Annotated in this window: 18 protein-coding genes; 17 read left to right on the forward strand and 1 reads right to left on the reverse strand. The window is 42.3% G+C overall.

Annotated features, from left to right (window positions below):
- Window positions 1-374 precede the first annotated feature (374 nt).
- The 13 genes from ED557_11960 to ED557_12020 all read left to right on the forward strand — a co-directional run bounded on the left by ED557_11960 (window position 375) and on the right by ED557_12020 (window position 18232).
- Window positions 375-764, forward strand: coding sequence for a hypothetical protein (locus tag ED557_11960; GenBank protein RNC79846.1), 390 nt, complete (start codon window positions 375-377; stop codon window positions 762-764).
- A gap of 123 nt (window positions 765-887) precedes the next feature.
- Complete coding sequence (locus ED557_11965; protein RNC79847.1) at window positions 888-1595, forward strand: hypothetical protein; 708 nt, start codon at window positions 888-890, stop codon at window positions 1593-1595.
- A gap of 39 nt (window positions 1596-1634) precedes the next feature.
- Window positions 1635-2972, forward strand: a complete 1338-nt coding sequence (locus tag ED557_11970) for a hypothetical protein (GenBank protein ID RNC79848.1) — start codon at window positions 1635-1637, stop codon at window positions 2970-2972.
- Between the two features lie 117 nt (window positions 2973-3089).
- Complete coding sequence (locus ED557_11975; GenBank protein ID RNC79849.1) at window positions 3090-5096, forward strand: hypothetical protein; 2007 nt, start codon at window positions 3090-3092, stop codon at window positions 5094-5096.
- Window positions 5097-5107: 11 nt separating this feature from the next.
- Window positions 5108-6559: a hypothetical protein gene (locus tag ED557_11980; GenBank protein RNC79850.1), complete on the forward strand. Its 1452-nt coding sequence runs from the start codon at window positions 5108-5110 to the stop codon at window positions 6557-6559.
- On the forward strand, window positions 6556-7095 hold the full coding sequence (locus tag ED557_11985) for a hypothetical protein (protein RNC79851.1): 540 nt from the start codon (window positions 6556-6558) through the stop codon (window positions 7093-7095). The genes ED557_11980 and ED557_11985 overlap by 4 nt, the downstream gene beginning before the upstream one ends.
- Before the next feature lie 4 nt (window positions 7096-7099).
- A complete protein-coding gene (locus ED557_11990; GenBank protein ID RNC79852.1) occupies window positions 7100-7573 on the forward strand; it encodes a hypothetical protein in 474 nt (157 codons plus the stop codon).
- A 7-nt stretch (window positions 7574-7580) separates the two neighbouring features.
- Window positions 7581-8000 (forward strand): prepilin-type N-terminal cleavage/methylation domain-containing protein, encoded by a 420-nt coding sequence (locus tag ED557_11995; GenBank protein RNC79853.1) that lies wholly within the window; start codon window positions 7581-7583, stop codon window positions 7998-8000.
- Window positions 8001-8002: 2 nt separating this feature from the next.
- Window positions 8003-8632 carry a prepilin peptidase gene (locus ED557_12000; protein RNC79854.1) on the forward strand — a complete coding sequence of 210 codons (630 nt, stop codon included), beginning with the start codon at window positions 8003-8005 and terminating at the stop codon, window positions 8630-8632.
- 753 nt (window positions 8633-9385) lie between these two features.
- A complete protein-coding gene (locus ED557_12005) occupies window positions 9386-10366 on the forward strand; it encodes a hypothetical protein (protein ID RNC79855.1) in 981 nt (326 codons plus the stop codon).
- Window positions 10356-11579 (forward strand): hypothetical protein, encoded by a 1224-nt coding sequence (locus ED557_12010; GenBank protein RNC79856.1) that lies wholly within the window; start codon window positions 10356-10358, stop codon window positions 11577-11579. The genes ED557_12005 and ED557_12010 overlap by 11 nt, the downstream gene beginning before the upstream one ends.
- A gap of 47 nt (window positions 11580-11626) precedes the next feature.
- A complete protein-coding gene (locus ED557_12015) occupies window positions 11627-17926 on the forward strand; it encodes a hypothetical protein (GenBank protein ID RNC79857.1) in 6300 nt (2099 codons plus the stop codon).
- 15 nt (window positions 17927-17941) lie between these two features.
- A complete protein-coding gene (locus ED557_12020; GenBank protein ID RNC79858.1) occupies window positions 17942-18232 on the forward strand; it encodes a hypothetical protein in 291 nt (96 codons plus the stop codon).
- Between the two features lie 39 nt (window positions 18233-18271).
- On the opposite strand, the gene ED557_12025 is transcribed toward ED557_12020, so the two are convergent.
- A complete protein-coding gene (locus ED557_12025) occupies window positions 18272-18631 on the reverse strand; it encodes an XRE family transcriptional regulator (protein RNC79859.1) in 360 nt (119 codons plus the stop codon).
- 440 nt (window positions 18632-19071) lie between these two features.
- Here ED557_12025 and ED557_12030 point away from each other — a divergent pair, with 440 nt between their 5' ends.
- From ED557_12030 to ED557_12045, 4 genes are all read left to right on the forward strand, one after another.
- Window positions 19072-19524, forward strand: a complete 453-nt coding sequence (locus ED557_12030; protein RNC79860.1) for a hypothetical protein — start codon at window positions 19072-19074, stop codon at window positions 19522-19524.
- Entirely contained in the window at window positions 19511-19756 is a 246-nt protein-coding gene (locus ED557_12035; GenBank protein ID RNC79861.1) for a hypothetical protein, read from the forward strand. The genes ED557_12030 and ED557_12035 overlap by 14 nt, the downstream gene beginning before the upstream one ends.
- 86 nt (window positions 19757-19842) lie before the next feature.
- Window positions 19843-20370 carry a hypothetical protein gene (locus ED557_12040; GenBank protein RNC79862.1) on the forward strand — a complete coding sequence of 176 codons (528 nt, stop codon included), beginning with the start codon at window positions 19843-19845 and terminating at the stop codon, window positions 20368-20370.
- Window positions 20371-20378: 8 nt separating this feature from the next.
- A complete protein-coding gene (locus ED557_12045; GenBank protein RNC79863.1) occupies window positions 20379-20681 on the forward strand; it encodes a hypothetical protein in 303 nt (100 codons plus the stop codon).
- The last annotated feature ends 204 nt before the right edge of the window (window positions 20682-20885 follow it).

Raw genomic sequence — 20885 nt, forward strand, 5'->3', positions numbered from 1 at the left:
AAATTTAAACTGGTACAACGAGCTTTCGCCGTGATAAACCGTCAAAGCCCATATGTAGTAAGCCATCAATTTGCCGCTTAATACCGTCCTATATTTTACTTGATTTTGTCATAGAATGCGCAAGCATCCGCTTAATCTCGTTCCGAAGGTAACCTTCGGAATGCAATGCAAGAAGCTCTGGCTTCTGTATATGATGATTCTGAGCTGAAGAACCCGGAGCTTCAGGTATGTATTCCCAATCAGGAGCTTGGGAACGAGTAAAAGGTTATACCATATATGATTTAGGTACAGGTCCTAAATCAAATAAAAAAGGATTATTTTATGGTATGGAAGCAAGAGAGGTTTTTGGTGATCAATAAATGAAATAAGATGAAATGAATCCAAAATATGCAAATACACAGATTATGAAACAAAGCTTTTCTTTTCTCGGAGATTTAGGTTTCGAGATTTCGAGAGAGGAAAATTTGAATTATGGCTCTTATCTAGAATTCATAGGTAATGGATTAAAGATTTATTTAGCCTTTGAATTCAAAAGCTATACATTTTCATTTGATATTTATAAAGGAGAAAACTCAAAATATAGTGACTCAGCTTATGGTAATGATATTATATCTTTTTGCTCTCTAGCAAAAAAATATAATTCTACATATGATTGCGAAACCCTACAACCAGATAATAGTGGTTATAAAAATGCTTTAATGAATAATGTCAATGTTCTTAGAAAATATATAGATAGAGTGCTTTTAGGAGAAATCTGGTTTTGAATAAAAAATTGGTCAATAATTATAACCTAGTACCGCAGCTCTGCTGCGGTACTGACGTTGCAGAACAAAAAATATTATAAGCATTAAGTCTAATAGCTAATAGTCAAGCGAAAATCTTTATTCATGAAAGCCTCAATTCTAACTCTAATAATTTTCTATCTATCAATTCATACACAAGCCCAGGACACTACTTTTGTCGAATTGAGGAATGGTGTGAAATATGAAGGAAAAATAGAGGTCGAGACTCCCTTCTTAAAAAAATCCAGGATTATCCTGAATGACACTACAGTCATTCTTTTGGAGCGTGTTCAACGGTATCAGTCTAAGGATGGATATTTTGTAAGAATAAGTTATGCCGACGGAGATGGCTTTGCCAAACTTATTGAAGAAGGGAATATTGATTTATACATCAGGGAACAGATGACCTATAGTGGGGGATCCTGGATGCCTGGGCCAAATGGTACCTCTACCTATATGCCTGGAGGCGCTGGAATCTCCTCTGTTCAATATTTTTCAAAGAATGGTAGTCGTCTTCAAAAAGCCAGTGCGAGAAATCTAAAAATAGCGTTAGCCGATAATCCCACCAGTATGAGTTATCTGAATAAAAGAGATGGGCTCACTGCAGTTCAGGTACTAGGAGCTATAGCAGGTGTTGCCATTGCTGCTGCTACTTTCTCAGGAGAAATAGATAAAGAGTCTCCGGATTTTACCGGTCTAGTAATAGGAGGGGTTGTCTTTACCGGCAGCATCTGGCTACCTTATTTTGCTAAGGAAGATTTAGTGGATAAAGCCATACAAGAATATAACCGGGTAGAATTACCGTCCAATTAATTCAATCTACGATTCCGAAATACGGAGTCTCGTTCTTTCATGTTAATAATCAACCAAGTAAACCAGAGAGAAGTTGGTCTTACGAATAATCTTAAATCAAAAAAAATCATGCTTAAGAAATCAATTCAGTTATTCTTCGCTATTAGCTTGAGTGTACTACTCATTCAATCCGTAAACGCCCAAAGTGTATGGGATTCCACCGGAACAACCATTTATTATAACGATGGTAAAGTGGGTATAGGCAGTACCTCTCCAACAGGCCATTTCAGTGTGGTAAAGACCGGGACTATTGGGGCCAACGGTAATTTTACGAATGCCTATATATACCTGGCTGATGGAACCAGGCAGTTAGGGCTCGATCCAAATCAAGTATATGCTTCTAATGAGTTAATATTATCAGCTGTTAGTGGCTACATAGGAATGCAAACAAATGGAACAGAAAGGTTAAGAATAAACAATACAGGAAGAGTTGGTATAGGAAACGATGCAGTAGATATTTCGGGTACAGCATTGGACCAACTGGTTGTGGGTAACGGGAGTTCATCACAAGGTATGGTTTTGTACCATGGCAACACTTCTGATGCAGGATATGCTTTTGCAAACACGAGTGGAGCACTTACCGGGCGCATTTTATACAGGGGAAGTAGTGACAGGATTGGTATCCAACACGGAGGGGTGGAAAAAATTACTATTGCAAGCAATCTGGTTAATATAATTCCAAATGCTGTTTTTGATGGAAATGTAGGAATTGGTGCATCCACTCCTGAAGAATTACTTCATGTAAGTTCAGGGACCTCTGGAGATGCTGTCTTAAGATTAGAAGCGGATACCGATAACAGCTTTGAAGGAGATAATACCCGTATTGAAATGTTCCAAGATGATGGAAGTATTGGAGTATATATTGGTTTTGACCAGGATTGGAATGGTGGAGGTACTCAATCAGATAACTTATTTCGAATAGTACCCAGGAGAGCGAATACTAATATAGAGGATGCATTTATCATTAAAACTGAAGGGTCGACAGGGGACGTACAAAGCTATATTGGAATTGGAACCACGGATCCTACCAATGCACTTGAAGTAAACGGCACTATTCGATCTAAAGAAGTGAGAGTAGAAGCCACGGGCTGGCCGGATTACGTATTTCATCCTGAGTATGAGTTGCGTTCATTAGAAGAGATTGAAGCTCATATCAAAGCTAAAGGGCATTTACCGGAAGTTCCTTCAGCCAAAGAAGTAGAAGAAGAAGGGCAGCATCTGGGAGAGATGCAACAACTTCTGCTTAAGAAGATTGAAGAACTAACTCTTCATGTGATCGAGCTGAAAAAGGAAAATGAAGCTCAACAAAAAGAAATTGAAAAATTGAAAGGGAATTGAATTAACGAATGTTTACCTACTACAAAACCGGGAACAATAAAAAGCTTTCCGGTATATAGGTAAGTACTTCAAAAATTTAGTATTCTGTCCCTAATTAATTATCCTGTTTAGTTATATATGAGAGTGATACTTCGTACAGTTTTATTTGTACTTCTGGGTATAGTGCCATTAGCAGTTGTTGGTCAGGAAGGGCCCGAACGTACAGACTCAGCCCTGGTAGCTGAGCGCACCCAATACCTGGAATATCTTTCCGGCATTATTGATAGCAATAGAGTACAGATAGATCTGCAAAATTTACCGGAAGTAGTTTTTCAGAATGTCGAGTCTATAAACCTTGGGGGGATAGACGCCCGGAATTTCTTTAGAGGTCTGAATCGAGAATATGAGGGCTTCAACGTCATTGTTGATAATAGATTGAGTCGGCAAATCACTGTAAGTCTTAGCAATATTCCCCTGCTTGAATTGCTCGTTGTGATATGTCAGGAATATGACTTATCACTCAGCCAAACAGGACAGTTATTCCGGATCAGGGAATACACTGCTCCGGAACCTGTTGAAGTTACTGTTGAACCTATTATTGCTTTTGAAAATGAGTTATTAACCCTGGACCTGGCAGATGTTGAACTGGCTACTTTTACCCGTCAACTTACCGAAGCAACCGGAAGGAATATCATTATAAGAAATGGTGTGCGCGGAGAAATTTCCGGTTACCTGAATCAGGTTGAATTCGAAAACGGGTTAAACCTGTTACTCTCTAATAACGGATTTTCGCTTCGTGAGAAAGACGGGGTATATATTATTGATCGGTTTGGGTTCTCCAGCGAGCAGGAGGGAGGCACATCCAACTTTTGGGTAACTATGGAAGATGGCTTGGTAAATCTGGATGTAGTTAATGCTCCCATCACCGATATAGTGAGAGAAATCGGGTATCAAAGTGATGTAAACATGGTAACCTATGGTCTTCCAACTACTACCATTACAGCCAAGGCCAGTAATCTGACGATCGATCAGGCGCTCACCTATATATTTCGGGGAACGGAATATACCTATAGGAAAGAAGGGGATATGTACGTGCTCGGTGACAAGAGTACAACCGGGATAGCTTCTAATAAACTGATTCGATTGAAGCATATTCGTGCAGATGTGATCGAACCTCTGATCCCGGAGACTATCAAGGCTAACGCGAGTGTACAGGTCATCAAAGAACAAAATGGCCTAATGGTCATAGGTACCAATGATATTATTGTTGAATTAGAAAGCTTTATTGGGCAGGTTGATTTCCCCACTCCGCAAATTATGATCGAGGCGTTGGTGGTGGATGTGAATACCACCGATTTATATCAATTGGGAGTTTCTTTATCGCAAGGTGCGGCTCCGGATAGTAGCTATTTCAATCCCTTTAGTGCAGTGTTCGGGCAAGGTTCTGATCAAATGGGTGGCTTCTCTGCACAAGGAAGTGGCACCGATTTGAATAACGCTTTTGCCGGAAGCGGGAGTTTATTTGGAATCCAAAACCTTGGACGATTACCCAGTAATTTCTTTTTCAAGATTAATGCGTTGGACCAGCAGGGATTGGTTACGGTTCGTTCGCGTCCTCAGATTTCAACCATAAATGGATATACAGCCAGTATTGAAATTGGTACCACTCAGTATTACCTGTTAACCTCAACTACTCCACTCCAATCCCCGAACCAAATTGTAACTCAGGAGTCACAACGTTTCGAAACCATTGAAGCGAATGTGTTACTGGAAATTACTCCGTGGGTAAGTGCTTCTGGTGATGTTACTGTTGAAGTACACCCGGAATTCAACACTCCGGTTGGAACAATTTCTTCTGAAGTTCCACCAACGATTAATAGCAGGGTATTAGATTCCACCGTTCGATTGAAAGACGGAGAAACCATTATTCTTGGGGGGCTGATCCAGGAAAGTGAGACAGAAAATATAAACAAGGTACCTATTCTGGGTAATATTCCGTTAGTGGGGAGATTGTTCAGAAATAAGAGTACAAATCTTATTAAATCCGAGTTGGTGATCTTCATTACTCCTCATGTGTTTTATGGTGATGGCACCGATAATGTGCGTTGGAACCAGCTCAGAGAAGACCTCAACATAGATAATTAAGTAGCTGAGCAATGCTTAAGCTTCCTTTTCTTGAACATACCGTTGTTGGCCTGGAGATTACTTCTGAATTAATCCGATGGGTTGAACTGGATAAGCTCGGGAGCAGAATTACGGAAAGTTCAAAAGGTGAGATACTCCACAATAATGGAGAAGTTTCTTATAAAGGAGCTGTTGAGGAAATGCTTCAGCAAATTAAAGCCGATGCCTTTGTACTAGCACTTTCCATTCCTGATGCTTTGGTGGATGTATTGATTGAGGAAGTACCTTATTCCGAAGAAGAGGAAGAAAATGAGCGATGGGTAGCTGAAAGGGAGAAAGGCCTGTTTCTTTCCTATGAAGATCCTGATGCCGTACTTCTTCAATATCATCTCATTCAAGTGGATGAAGAATCAAAGCGATGTCTGTTCCAGGTACTGGATCAAGGCATTTGCACAAAATATACCTCCGTACTTGAGGAACTCGGGCTATTCCCAAAATACCTGACCGCTGGAGTAGTTGATACTGGCTATGCCCAGATAGCGAATGCGCCGTTTTTAGAAGGGATGTCAGGCGTGGTATCCCGGTCAGGGGACCGGGCATTTTTGCTAAGCTATCAACACGGGTTGGTGCACAATGTATTTGAGTGTTCCGGTTCGTCCGATGAAGATTGGGCCCTGGTCATCCAGGAAGCGGACTCCTATCTAAAAACCGAAGAAGCTTCCTATGATTTAGGTATGGATAGCATCCCTCTCTTTATACCTGCCAGGAATCACCATCTGGATCAATGGGCAGGGCTTGTAAGTCGGTCTCTGGAAGGTTTTGTCATTCCTAAAAGAAAAGAAGCAGTATCTCCGTCCTATATGCCCATTGAAGGAGTGTGCAATAAGACCTTCTATCCCGAACTGGATGCTTTCAATTTTTCGTTGCCCGATCAGCAAAAGGAAGCAGTATTGGCAAATGATAAAAAGGAGACACTTAGACTTAGCATACTGCTTTTTGCTCCGCTCATATTTTTTGCTCTTGTTACTTATGCCTATGGTAAAGTATTGGATTATCGGTTAGTTGAAAGCAACCAGATCATGGGGCAAATCGGGGATAAAATTGAAGAAGTGACGGAGAAAAGAGAGCATCTTGTCGCGACCCGGGATGAATTCCTCAGAGCTCGGAATATGCTGGAAGAAAAAGAATCTTCTGCCTTTCTATTTGAATTGGTAAGCAAACAAATCCCCGATCAGGTATGGTTAACCAAACTGACCACTCAACCGGAATCTACTGGCAACCTGATTCAGTTAAACCTTATGGGTTATGCCCGTTCAGAGCAAGCGGTATCAGGTTTCTTACAGCAATTAGAGCGCGCAGATGAAGTCCGAAGGGCTGGTTTGGTAGTCTCCCAAAAAGAGGAAGAGAACCGAAATGGAAACAGGAACTCTGTTTCAGGACCTTCCACCATTCGATTTGAAATTCAGGTATTGGTAGGCTCATGAATAACCAGTTGCACATACATACCTGGAAGTATGTAGGACTAGCATCTCTACTCGTGTTCCTAGCGCTGACCATTTTTTTAGTGCTTCCTTTTGTAGTAAATACCTATGAAAAGCATGCTGTGTTGAGTACTCAAAATCAGCAAATCGACCTCATGGGGAACTGGCAAACGGAATTGGTGGATCTGAGCGAAAAGCAGACTATTCTGGATGAACGAATGAATGAGATGGTTGTGAATATGCCCGAAGACGACGATTTCTCAGTAGTTCTGGAACAGATCTTCGATAAAGCCAGATCAGCAAATATTACGATAAGCAGGGTTCAGCCCTTAAGCGGAGCAATCAGGGGAGCCTATTTTGAAAGGGAAATCGCGCTCGATTTTTCGGGCAGTTACCACAGTATTGCCAGATTCATAAACCAGGTTGAACAGGGCGGATTGGTTATTGAAACCAAACAACTTGAAATAGACTTGTCCGACTCAAATCAAGGAGCTCTGGAAGGCACCACCACATTAACCATAACCTTGTTGAGGAGTTAGCCTGATGAAAGAATTCCTGGAAACAATGTTTGGTAAAATACTTCTCGCAGTAATTGTAATTGGTGTATGGGGGGTGAATGTGGTGAATTTCTCAGAACTTACCTCTTCCAATACCAGTCCTATTGTACAGCAAGTGCAGTCTGTAGACTTGGATGAACTTACGGTACCCGAAAAAATCGGGTATTCGTACTCGGCCTCAGGAAGAGATCCATTTAGAATGTCAGGGACTGCTCCGCAGACTGTAGCAGCACCTGAACCAGAACCCATTCAGCCCGAGCCTGAAGCCCCTATGCCACGTCTTTCGTTAACGGGTATCATGGATCAAACGGCAGTGATATTAGATGACCAGGGACAGCCCTATTTTGTAGAATCCGGAGAAAGTTTTAGAAATGGTATCCTGGTCATGGCCGTGGTTCGCGACTCGGTACTATTGGAATACAACGATAAAAAATTTACACTGAAATTAAACGACAACTAGAAGAGCTATGAAACACGAAATCAATCAAATACTAAGAAAAGAAGACGGGTTTTCATTAACTGAACTACTTATTGTATTGGCCATTATTGGCATTCTTATCATGATTGCCGTGCCTTTATACCAAAACGTTACTACCCGGGCCAAAACAACCGAAGCCAAAACGCAACTAGCGTTTCTCCATACCTTGCAACGCGTGTACCATTTAGAGCACGACTCTTATGCTTCCGACTTCAGCGCCATCGATTTCCAACATGAGAAAATGATTACCGAAGGGGGAAGAGCTCGTTATCAGATCGAAATTGAAAGTGCCAGTACTACTGAATATGTTGCAACAGCAACTTCCATCATAGACTTCGATAACGATGGTGTTTTTAACAAATGGCAGGTAGATGAAGAAGGGAATGTAGAACAGGTGATCCCGGATTAAGGGTGATCGTTCAACTTTTAATAGCAGTTTTATTATCAGGGGTAGGAAGCTATCTAAGCTTTTTTAAGCCAATGATTTTGTCATCAAATATAGAGGCTAAACCCTCTCGAAACTGGCAATGGCTTGGCACTGTAGTTAGTATTGGGGGCAGTGCTGGAGCTGTTTTTTATTTCTCCCCGGAAACCGTGGTTGAATGGTGCTCATACCTGTTTGTACTGGTTTTCTTTTTTATCTCCGCTGTAGATCTGTATAGCAAAATCATCCCCAATCGACTTCTTAGTATACTTTTTGTTGCTGCTATCCCTTCTTTAGTGTATGAATTCGAAATCGAATGTATCATTTCGTCCATAACCATGTTCGGAGCATTCACCATTCTTAATCTTGGGGTAAACAGGTTTTATAATAAACTGGCTTTTGGCTGGGGAGATGTAAAACTCATTACTATGTTGGCTCTTTTCATGGGGTGGGGAGTGCTAGGGGTAATTTATCTGGGAATAATTATTGGAGGGGTATTCGCGGGGCTGGGACTTTTGACCAAAAAAATTACAAGAGATACCCATATCCCTATGGCTGGTTTTCTATTCCTGGCTTTTGTGTTAAAGGTATTTGGGGTGTACTTCGATTTCTTATAACCCAAAGATCTCTTAACCTCGTTTCGAAGGTCGATCTTCGGAATGCAGATGTTGAAGCTCTAGCTTCAGGCATGTATTCCCAAGCAGGAGCTTGGGAACTAGCTTAACATCGTCATCCCGCACCCCGATGCCCGCCAAAGATCTCTTAAGTCTGTGACTTAAGAGAACAAGCAATGCAAGTCTTTGACTTGCATTGAGCCCACATTACTAAATCATCCCGTACCACCCTCAACATCGTCATCCCGCGCCCCGATGCGGGATCTGTAAGGGAACCAACCGTTGATTTAGCAATAGCCATAGCAACGAATCACGCTTTACAGATCCCGGATCTAAGTCCGGGATGATCGTTAAAAAAAGAGAAGTATTATTTAACCCGATAAGATCCTTCGCAAGTATGCTCAGGATGACCTATAGAAAAGGCCAGCCAGGTCTATGCGCAAGAACAATAAAACCCTACGACTACTTTTAGTCTACGCGTTCTTATCCAAATGCCAGAATTCTCCGCTCATGATACCTTAAGTCCAATAAATCAGGCACATAAAAAATTATTGTTACCGAGTTGGGAGTTTGATTCAAATTGGTTAGTCTATTGCAGAACAAAAATCAAGAAGAAAGAGTAGCCTTTAAGTTTTAAGCGGATATATGTAGCCTCAGAAACGTGGTTAAGAAAGGTCCTGAACAAAAAAAAGTAGTTAAGTCAGGAAGTACTCTTCTTTAGGTTAATAGCAATACATAAAAAAATAGGTTTAAGAAATGAAGAAAGCTCTATTCGGGGTATGCATTGCCCTTTTCGGAATAACTACATCGGTTAATGCTCAAACTCCATTAGATAATTATATAACCAGAGAGCCTGTTACAACTCTGCCAAACAGCTACCCCAAAGGAGTTTATTTAATGAATTCCGAAAGTGATAGTGCCTGGAATTGGCCGATGGATGCAGGTACTATTTTAGGGTTGAAAGCAATGGATACGAACTCAAGACATATACAGCTATTATCTAACAATCTAGGTACCCAGTTTTGGTTAAGAAGTATTGATCAAGGTAATAACGCATGGACGGGTTGGAGAAAAATCCTGATGGATGTAGATGGCAACGTAGGTATAGGAACCACTACACCAGCTTCAAAATTAGATGTGGATGGAGGGGATGTGTACATAGGGAGTGAAGTAGCGGCCAATGGAACAAGAAGGCAGCTAAGAATCTATGGATATGATAATAATGCTCAATTCTATGGAAGGATACACTCAAATTATGATGATGTAAGAAGAACCTTCGACATCAGTACCAATGATGCCACACAGCAGCTCAAAATTGATGCTTCAGCAAATGAAGATGGAAAAATTACCCTAATGCCAGGAACCAATGTAGGAGTAGGTATAGGGACTCTAACAATGGGTTCTCATAAGCTAGCGGTAGAAGGTTCGATTGGTGCTCGAGAAGTAGTTGTGGAAGCAACCAGCTGGCCGGATTATGTATTCCATCCTGATTACGAACTCCGCTCTCTCTCAGAAATTGAAGCCCACATCAAAGCCAAGGGCCATTTACCCGAAGTACCTTCTGCCCGGCAAGTAGAAGAAGAAGGCCAGCACTTGGGGGAAATGCAGCAGCTTCTACTTAAAAAGATCGAAGAGTTGACCCTTCATACCATTGAGCAGCAAAAGCTGATACAGAAACAACAACAACTCCTTGAAGAACATGCTTCAAAAATCAAGCAACTAGAGAATGAGAATTGATATGAAAAATTTAACCCTATGTACACTAATAGTATTGGTAACGAGCAGTTTAGCATCAGCTCAGTGGACCACAAACGGAACTAAAATCTATTATGACGGTGGCAAAGTTGGAATAGGTATGACAGACCCCAATGTTGATTTTCAGGTGAATGGTACGGTAGGAGTTGGGACTCTGAGTTCCAGTTCGAGTGTAGCTGCGGGGCTTTCTATCAGCTACGTTGACGGAGGATCGGGAACCACAACATTCAGACATAGCAGGTGGGGCGGCAATATTTATTTTATCAGAAATAGCTCATCTGGAGATCGTAACCAAGTTTTCTTCGGGGGGAATCAGAACCATAGAATGGAAATATATAATGATACTAACGAGGTTAAAGTACAACTGCACTCTAATGGAGCTTCTTTTTTTACTGGAGGCGATGTAGGAATTGGAACAGAAAGCCCAACCTCACGATTCCATGTATTCTCGACTTCTTCAGCTCTTGCAGAATTTGTATCTGATGGTAGTCATGCCGTTGTAAAGCAAGAAGCTTATTCAGATGCTGCGTGGCAAAGCGGATTTCTTATTCAGCGACGAGCTCGTGGAACAGTAGACATCCCTGAGGCCGTACAATCTGGAGATAATTTGGGTGTTAATGATTATTGGGGATACGATGGAACTAATTTTATACGTACTGCTCAGCTTCGAGTATTTGCTGATGGAACTACTGATACAGAGATAATTCCTACTTCCTTTTCCATAAGGCTTCAAAATGACAATGGCGTACTTGGAGAACGTTTTCGAATTGCAAAAGATGGTAATGTAGGAATCGGTACTACTACTCCGGGCAACAAACTTGAAGTAAATGGAACAGCCCGCGCCAAAGAAATAATTGTAGAAGCTACGGGCTGGCCGGATTATGTATTTCATCCTGATTACGAGCTACGATCTCTTTCAGAAATTGAAGCTTATATCAAAGCTAAAGGGCATTTACCCGAAGTACCCTCGGCCAAACAAGTAGAAGAAGAAGGCCAGCACCTGGGAGAAATGCAGCAGTTGTTACTCAAGAAAATTGAAGAGATGACGCTCCATCTTATTGAACAAAACAAACTGGTTCAGAGGCAGCAAGAGAAGAACGAAAGCCTTGAACAACTCCTGGTTGAGTTGAAAAGGGAAAACGAGGCGTTGAAACAACGCATGGAAAAACTGGAGCATACCAACAACGAGGACTAAGGCTACTTCGGTCAACAACCATAAAAATTTGTCAAGCGGTTATAATTATGAACACACTATCTAAAACACTTAGCATTATCACTCTTTTTGTAGCTGTTAGTGCACATTCAGTACAAGCCCAGGGCACGGGGGAGAGCTCCGTAGATTATTCCGATAACCTGAATGTGGCCTTTCCGTCACCAACGGCTTCTTCCTTCCTGAAGGCAGAAGACATTCCCATAGATATGTACAATGGAACCAGTACGGTTACAATTCCCCTGTACACCTTCAGCAATGGAAAAACCGGGATTCCATTAAATCTGAGCTACTCATCCTCCGGGTTTAGGGTGCAGGAGCGGGCCAGCAGGATAGGCCTGGGCTGGAACCTTCAAATAGGAGGGGCCATTACACGAGTGATGGTCGGCCTGCCCGATGATAACACCGAAGGGACAGGGTATATGGCCAACTCCACGCATCTAAAAAATAACACCATTGATACCTCTCCCAGCAATCATCCCAATTTGACGCTGGCAGAGAAAGAGTTGATGGATGACATGGTTGACGGGGAATACGATACCCAGCCCGATAAATTCATTCTGTCCACGCCAACGGTAAGCGGTGAATTCTTTTACGTGGATTCCAATGAGGGCTTTGTCTTCAAATCCAGGCAGAAAGAGGTAAAGATCGAGTATCATACTTCGGCAGGTAATTCCAATGACATTGACTCCTGGACCATCACCGATGCCAGCGGGATCAAATATACCTTTGACATGACGGAAATTGCTAATAATGTAGCTTCATCCATGTCCAATCCTTCCTCGGGCTTCTACAACAGCGCCTGGTACCTCACAAAAATCGAGCACCCTCAAACCGATAATGACCTTATCATTGAATATGACACCACCAAGTATTCAAGTGATGAGACCTCCTATAATGAATCCATCATCATCTACACTTCATCGGGATTTTGTAGTACCCTGGACAATAATGTGAATACCACTACCTCTTATACCTACCGGGAGACTCCACTACCCAAAAAACTGAAATACGCCAATGACCCGAACAGCTATGTGGAATTCATTTGGGCCACCAGGCAGGATATTACCAGCGAGCGAAGGCTCAGCGAAATAAAAGTAGTCCGCAATTCCAACCTTCTAAAGAAATTCGCATTAACCCACAGCTATTTTACCAATGGTTCAACCCATAAACGGCTTAAGCTGGATGAAGTACAGGAATACGATGTAAACGAAACGAACACGCTCCCTCCATACACATTTACTTATCAGCATGGAGCCATTCCTGATTATGGTTCCAAATCCATGGACTACTGGGGTTATTATAATGGAGCAACACAAAATACCACCTATATCCCCACCACCAGCTATAATGGCTCGGTTATTTTTAACGGGGCCTATCGGGAACCGGACGCCGTCTATTCCAAAACCGGATTACTCACCAAGGTGGACTATCCCAGCGGCGGCTCGGCCAGCATCCAGTATGAAGCCAATAGCTACAGTTATGTAGCCAATACCCTGATCGATACCACCAAAACAGCCGGAGGAGTGAGGGTGTCATCCGTTACCTGGTTCGATGGTATTTCCACCGATAATAATGTGGTAAAAACCTACGAGTACACCATGACGGGTGGCTCGGGCTATTCGAGTGGGAACCTGAACCAGGAACCTACTTATCTGGAATCGGGAAACTATCATATATTTTATGATAGCTCCATTCCCATCAATGTGAACTGCGACTATGTGCAGGTAAAATCTTCGGCCGCTTACCAGATGACCAACCACACCTGGAACCACTTGGGCTACCAGGCAGTAACGGAATTCAATGCGTCCACCAACGAATTTGGGGAAACGATCTATCACTTCGAGAAGCAGCCCTTCCTGGACAAAGGAAACATGATCAAAACAGAGTCGCTGGATGATACCAATGCAAAAATGGCCCAGTCTGAAAACGACTACTTTTACCAAACACAAAGCACCTGGGTACAGGGAGCAACCCCTAATCGGGTGATCAATGTACATGGTTGCGGAGGCTGTTTAAATCCTCAGCGCGATACCATCTACACCTTTGGCGGCTACAGTATTTTCGAACAACTCTCTTACCTGGATGTAAGCAAAGAGCAGATCTACAACGGTACCGCCAATGCGATAACCAAAATCACCGATTACGACTATAACACCACCAGCATGCTGCTTACCAGCAAAACAGATAGCGTGGCTGGAGAAAGCACCTCCAGGTTGACCACCTATGCCTACTACTCCGATGGAAGTAAAAACATTTTTGATTACCCGAGCTCTGTGAGTGTGAAAGAAGGAGGTACTACCCTTAGTTCTATTAGTTACACGTGGGGTACCTTTAACGGAAATGTGCAGGTTGACGAGCAGAAAGTTTGGAATAGCGGAGCCAGCCACATGGTATATGATGCCCTTTCGTATGACAGCCAGGGTAATGTGCTCCAGGCCACCAACGCCCTGGGTGATACCACCCACTTCTACTACGGCAGTGCGACCAATCCCTATTCGCAAGACGGCCTGTACGGGGTGAATGGGGTATATCTAACCGGGATCCGGAAAGTCATGGATAGTTCCGGATGTACCGGTAATGACTTATGCAGCGAAGCCGAATACGACAGTCTTGGTATGATCACCAAAGTGATTGCTCAGGACGAGAAAGAGCAGACCTTTACCTACGACGACTTCAACCGTTTAACCGGGGTATATAATGACGCCGGGCAGCAGGTGAGCGCCCATAGCTACACCTACACCGGAACTAATTTCTCACCCACCAACCCCAATTGGGTAGAAACGACTGGTTACACCGGCAGCGATTCTCGTGTATCCCGCCAGTATGTGGATGGCATGGGAAGATCGGTGCAGACTGTATCCGCCGCGGGTAGCGAAGTGATTATAGCCGCAGAAAGTTTTAACGACCGCGGACTACCCTGGAAAAGCTATAAACCCTTCTCCCGCTCAGGTACGGGTATGAGCTTTGAAACCGTTACTGATTCGGCAGCCAAAGCCAAACATGCCAACCAGGATGCCTTCACCATTACTGAATATGAAGACAGTCCGATGAAGAGGCCGGTAAAGGCCATTCCCTTAGGAGGCGAAACTACCTACGGTTCCGTCACCACTTCCCATAGTATAGAAGCCATTAGTGGCACCTGGTACTCGGTCACCACCACCACCGACCAGGTAGGCAATATCACCAAAACTTATACCGATGGCTGGGGCCGGACCAAACGTACCGTATCCGATTCTTCGGGCATTAATGCCATCACCGACTTTGTGTACAACTCCCTGGATCAGCTTACCGAGGTACGTCCGCCCAATTATCACCATCCGCCCTCAGGCACGGTAGCCGGCGACTGGGTGATTAGCTATAGCTATGACAATGTGGGCAACCTGACCAGCAAAACCAGTAATGATTTTGGCACGGTGAATTATGCCTACGACAAAGCCTACCGGCTACGCTTCAGCCAGGATGCCAACCAGGCCGCGGATGGAGAGGTGGCCTATACCCGCTATGACGAGCTAGGTAGAGTGGTACAAACCGGGATTGCCGATTACTCAGGAAGCTTCTCCGCCTTAGACCCGGATAATACCTACAGTTTTGAAAGCACGGAAGACTACCAAAAAGGAGCCTTTGCCTACGATACCAAGCCTTCTACTTCTTCCTACCCATGGAGTGAATTCCCTACCGAAATCACCAACTTTAGTATGAACGCCACCCGTGCGCAGGGACAGCTCGTGGCCGACATGTATCGCTTTATGCCCGAACCTCTGGAAGCCAATGTAGACACCAGCGGGCTGGGGATTTCCGGAGCCGAAACCTATCGCGCCATTGATACCCTTACGGTTAGTAACACCGATGCCCTATCGGGCAGTGATGTACTGTTTGAAGCAGGACGTATGGTGCTGATCCAGGCAGACTTTACCGCTTTCGATGGATCAGAGGTGGTGATAGGGATTGATGAGAGCCTGGCTGGAACCGATTCGGTAGGGGTGAACGCCCAAACCGGGGCCAACCAGTGGCAGCTACAGCTCTACAGCTACGACAGCGAAGGAAGGCTGGCAGAGAAACAGATACTCACCGGGAGCCGCAGGGATTGGGATGCGACCATTAGCTATGAATACAACCGCCTGGGAGAGCTAACCCGTCGTGAAATAGAAATTGGAGAAGATGTCATCTATCACCATTACGACTATGACGAGTTGGGAAGATTAGCCAGTGTTACCCTGACCGCAGATGGAGTAGCCGATACTGAAATGGCTGAGATTACCTACAGCTATGAAGCAGACGGGAATATTGAAGAGAAACAGTACAAAGGGGGAACCACCTTTGATTACCAGTACGACATTCAAAGCAGGCTCACCCAAATCAATGACCCTGAGGTAAGTAGTCATGCGTTCTCGGCAGCCTACACCTATTTTGATAATGGAAACATTAACGAGGCTGAGTTTTACAATCCCCTAACCAGTTTAGGCTCCGATCATTACCGCTATAAATACACGCATACCTACGACAAGCTGAACCGCCTGACCTCGGCAATCTATAGTAATTATGCCAGCTCTTCCTGGGCAAGCACCGATGCCTTTAAGGTATATTCGCTGGAGTATGATGATCAGGGGAATATCACCAAACTGGGTCGTTATGATGAAACAAGTACCCAGGTCGATCTGCTGCTCTACAGTTATGGGGGAAATAACCGTCTGAGTTCCGTAATGGACCTCATGAGCACGACCAGCGAAACCTGGGATGCGGAAGACGCTACCTATGGCTACGATTCCAATGGGAATATGACCAGTCAGACCGGGAAATTCGACAACCTGATTTACAACGAGTTTAATCTACCTATTCAGATTGAAACCAATACAGGTAGTACCCTAAAAGCCAATTATAATGGGGAAGGAAACCGGGTATTCAAAGAATTTTCCGCAGGAACCTGGACCTATTACATCCGGGACGGAGGAGAAACCCTGGCTACCATTGATCAGGATGGAGATTTAAACCTCAATCTTATTGGAATGGGCACCGAAGGGCAATTACTAGGGGGCGTACTCGATCCGGTGATTGACCTGACCAATACTGTATCTAGCGAATCGGAACCTAACGGTAGTCAGGCTTCGGCAGACGGCCCCATTGGATTATCTGTGTATGCCAGTATTTCTGGTTCTGATTCAGATTGGTATTACTTTGAAGTATTGCGAAGCGGTACGGTAACTATAACCAAAGCTCGAACAACAGCCGAATACGAATCCACAGAATATGATTTAGATTGGGAAGTAGTTAAAAATAGCAGCACTGTTGCAACAGGTACCGGCTCAGGAAGCTTCAGCGTAACCCCAGGGACTTATTATATTAAAATAAACTACCTACAAGGAGTAGCCGACTACTATGACCTCGAACTTTCTGCACAAAGCTCAGCCGAATATGCCACCCGCTACTTCCTAAAAGATCACTTAGGAAGTACCCGGGCTATTGTGGATGAAATTGGTACACACCTGGATAGTTATGATTATTATCCGTTTGGCTTAGAGATGCCAGGAAGGAGTAGCAATAGTGCGAATCCAAATGATAATTACAAATACATTGGGGAGGAACTGGATGATGAGGCAGGATTGGATTTGATGCATCTGAATGCAAGAACCATGGATCCAGTACTAGGGGGGCGATTTTTGCAAATTGATCCATATGCAAGAGAGTTTCCAAACCTTTCTCCGTATAGTTACTCTTATAATAACCCAATTCTTTACAGTGATCCCACTGGAGAATATCCTGATTGTAGTACGAAACAGGAATGTTTAGATACTTATGTTCCTGGAACAATTATTGATAATACTATGGGGTTATTTGAGATTGCGGAAGATGGAAGTATTATTACTCATGAGTTATATGATTATGAGGTAACAACCACAGTTTATTATGCAAGGCCAAATCATTATGGAACAGTACGAGCTTCTGGCCCTGCTTTATTAGGAACTGCTTGTGCTGATACCTGTGTACCTGGTCCAGCCGATGTAGTAGCTACCGGTGTATTTTTAGGATTAGTTGCTGACGCTACCTACAACGCAATTACTTTTGATGCACAAGAGACTTTTTCTATTACCATTCATTCGTATCAGCCCCCTCCACAAGTATTACCTGGTTTCCCAGGAGCAAGAGACGTAGGACGGAGAGCAGGTAGAAAAAGATGGATTGATACAAATGGAGATATACTGGAATGGGATTCTCGGCATGGAGAAGTTGAGGTATATGATAAGACTGGTAAAAAGCATAAAGGGGCTTATGATCCAAACACAGGAGAGCAGAAAAAACCACCTAAAAAAGGGCGCACAACAAAAAAACAATAAATAGGGATCACTATAATGAAAGAAGTATTAAAACATGACGTCCCAATCATTCGAATGCTAGAAGCTTACGAAGGTGTTGGTAAAGATTTAGTATACAAGGAAGAACTCAAAGATATTAAAGAAGATGAATTAGTAGATTTATTTGGATATCAAGAAAACGATCCCCTGTTTTATGATCTTTATGAGGTAAACAGTAGTAATTATGTTTTTTTCCAAAAGAAGGTTACTAGAAAGATAGAACTAGACAAATATTTATATGTGATAGCCTGTTATCAGGCCCCCAACCTAGGGCAAGCATGTGCTTAAAGAACTGGCTCAATCGTTCTCGCTTGGGCCTTTTTTTGTTTAAGAGAGTTGCTGTTTAAGGTTGGCTTTTAGCAGGAAAGCGGAAAGCAGATCGATAACTGTTTGTTTTTGGTCTTCGGGAAGCTGTTGGGTTTTGCTGAACAGGGAAAGGAGTTCGGTATCGGTGATGCGGGCCAGGGCTTGTTCGTGGGGTTGCCCATGAACGAGCTCATCTAAGGATATATCTAAAGCGTTGGCCATCTTATTGGCAATCTCCAACGAGGGTACCGATTTGTTGCGTTCGTATTTGCTCAGATTGGTCACATGCACCCCGATCTGGGTGGCGAATGTGTCCTGTGAAAACCCTTTCTCGGTGCGTACTTGCTTTAAATTTGCTCCAAAATTCTCCATATCGAACATGCTGTTTATGATGCTGTATTTACTGAAAACACTGTGTTAAGATAGATTTTGCCCATCGAAAAAGCTAACAAGGGTACAAAACCAATGTAAATACGCTTGGATGATATAGGCAAAAAGACTAAGTTCACAAGCGAATACGCTAAGTAACTTTTTTTGTATGTCTAGTCTGCTCAATACCCAAAACCCCGAAGCCCCGGTCTTCCAAACTGAAGCACTCACCATTACTGTACTCGGTGGGGTGAAGCTGGGCGGGCTGGACAAGCTGAGGGTAACGTTGAAGATCGAGAAAGAAGGCAGTTCTCTCTGGTTCTGCGTCAGTAGGTATAGCCTTTGATGGGAATGGTGGTCTGGCAGTTTTTACTACAGGTACCTTTGGAGGAGGTCCAGGAAAAGGATATACTACAGGATTAGAAGGAAGCTATTATTATGGTTTAAACAGTGTGCAACAACTTAAAGGTTGGGGAGGACTGTATGGAGGAAGTGCTTACGTAGGAGATAAAGGATTCGGAGTGGAGTTTAATTTTCCAACTAAATTTTTCACAGATCCTTTTCCTGCAGAAAACTCAGGAGAACTCTTAAGAGAAATGGGTATTTCAATTGCTCCACCGAAATATAATCGTGGTAGGCACTTCGGAATATATGCTGAAGGGAGCTATACTTGGTTATATGAAAAAGAAGATTGGGATAATGTGGTTCTCTCTTTAACTTCGAATTTCGGTCTTACTAAGTCACAGGCAAATAGACTTATTAAGACGGCTAAGAAGTTCTATGAAGAGTTACAAAGGAAAGGCGATCTATTTGAGGAACAATTTTCTTCGGAAAATATTCAAAATTTAGAAGAAGGAACTTACATTTGGAACGGAAAAGAATGGGTGAAAGATGACACTGATTGATATTTCTCATTACTTTATTCTAAGTGGTTTTGCAATAACTCTAGTAGCAGGTTTACTACTATATGGGAGACTTTTAACAAAAGCTGGCTTCAAAAATTTAGAAAGTACTTTCAACGATACGTATATAAAGTCTAATTATCCTATACTAGATCGTTTAACAGCTATAGGTCCAATTATATTTTTAATTGGCGTTATAATATTTCTTACCGGTAAGTTTTTAGGGCTTTATTGATGTGCCTACCCCGCTCTAGCGCAAGCGTCCGCTTGTGCAATAAGAAGTTCTGTGGCGGCTTGTGATCCTCCTGAAGAAGATTGCGGGTGGCTTCAGTCAGTAATAAATTAGTCTCGTTTTCAGAACTCGAAGATTTCAAGGGTACTGAATATGAAGATTTATTTATAGAATATACTTATGAAAATGAAAGTGGGGATGAGGTAACTGTTATGGGGGTAGTTGTTCGAGCTGGTCCATTTGAAGATGACTTACAAGAAGGTTTTCTTGAGGCTCAAACCAACTTCAGAGACCATCCTTCTGATATAACAAGTTCAAATTTAATAACTTCGGATTTATCTGATACAGAGTTTATCACTAAAATTTTAGATAATCATAGTAACTATATCGATAGACAAGAAGTTTCAGGAAATAATGTACCTGTCTATTCTTTACCAACTTCTAGTAGGACTTTCGGCATTATCAATGAAGATCTTCCAAATATTTATAATAGTAATTCTTATATAAGTGGAATAATTCGAGCATCAGGAGCAAATCCAATTGAACCGGATGTCAGGACACCATTATATGCGAATCCAGTCCCAAGAATTTTCTTTACTCCCACTATAAACAGATAATTAAAACAATGGACAAAAATTATTTAAAAGTAGCATTGAAATTATATTCAATTTGTGCCCTATTACTTATAATTTTTTTAGGAGTTTATTTTCTTGAAACAGAAAAAGAAATCACTTTAGTAATTGGTAAAACTACTGTCATGATATTTTTTGATATATTATTTTATTTGAATTTAGGATTTTATTTATTCTCCCTAATTAGAACAATAAAGATATTTTACTTTACAATACCTTATTTAGCATCTTTGACTTTCTTATTGCTGAATTATTGGTTTGTTGGAACAATGGTTATTACAGATAAATTTTTATAGCCCTGTTCCTGCATTATTTTTTAGACCAGTAAATGGAAGATAAAATGAATAATGTATTTTCTTATAAATTGTGTTTAAAATATTTATTGAAAAGTTTTTCTTTACTTGCAATATTATATTTGTACATATATTTAGAATTAAATATAAATTTCACAAATATAATTGTTACTAATTTGTCAATTATTTTTTTAATATATTGATAAT

This window comes from Balneola sp., from assembly GCA_003712055.1.
Taxonomy (GTDB): Bacteria; Bacteroidota; Rhodothermia; order Balneolales; family Balneolaceae; genus RHLJ01.

Bases quoted from the DNA above. Each gene is read 5' to 3' on its own strand.
- ED557_12035 (RNC79861.1), top strand. From the start codon at position 19,511: ATGACACTGATTGATATTTCTCATTACTTTATTCTAAGTGGTTTTGCA.
- ED557_12005 (RNC79855.1), top strand. From the start codon at position 9,386: ATGAAGAAAGCTCTATTCGGGGTATGCATTGCCCTTTTCGGAATAACT.
- ED557_12015 (RNC79857.1), top strand. From the start codon at position 11,627: ATGAACACACTATCTAAAACACTTAGCATTATCACTCTTTTTGTAGCT.
- ED557_11975 (RNC79849.1), top strand. From the start codon at position 3,090: ATGAGAGTGATACTTCGTACAGTTTTATTTGTACTTCTGGGTATAGTG.
- ED557_11970 (RNC79848.1), top strand. From the start codon at position 1,635: ATGTTAATAATCAACCAAGTAAACCAGAGAGAAGTTGGTCTTACGAAT.
- ED557_11990 (RNC79852.1), top strand. From the start codon at position 7,100: ATGAAAGAATTCCTGGAAACAATGTTTGGTAAAATACTTCTCGCAGTA.
- ED557_11985 (RNC79851.1), top strand. From the start codon at position 6,556: ATGAATAACCAGTTGCACATACATACCTGGAAGTATGTAGGACTAGCA.
- ED557_11960 (RNC79846.1), top strand. From the start codon at position 375: ATGAATCCAAAATATGCAAATACACAGATTATGAAACAAAGCTTTTCT.
- ED557_12020 (RNC79858.1), top strand. From the start codon at position 17,942: ATGAAAGAAGTATTAAAACATGACGTCCCAATCATTCGAATGCTAGAA.
- ED557_11980 (RNC79850.1), top strand. From the start codon at position 5,108: ATGCTTAAGCTTCCTTTTCTTGAACATACCGTTGTTGGCCTGGAGATT.
- ED557_11995 (RNC79853.1), top strand. From the start codon at position 7,581: ATGAAACACGAAATCAATCAAATACTAAGAAAAGAAGACGGGTTTTCA.
- ED557_12025 (RNC79859.1), bottom strand. From the start codon at position 18,631: ATGTTCGATATGGAGAATTTTGGAGCAAATTTAAAGCAAGTACGCACC.
- ED557_12010 (RNC79856.1), top strand. From the start codon at position 10,356: ATGAGAATTGATATGAAAAATTTAACCCTATGTACACTAATAGTATTG.
- ED557_12045 (RNC79863.1), top strand. From the start codon at position 20,379: ATGGACAAAAATTATTTAAAAGTAGCATTGAAATTATATTCAATTTGT.
- ED557_11965 (RNC79847.1), top strand. From the start codon at position 888: ATGAAAGCCTCAATTCTAACTCTAATAATTTTCTATCTATCAATTCAT.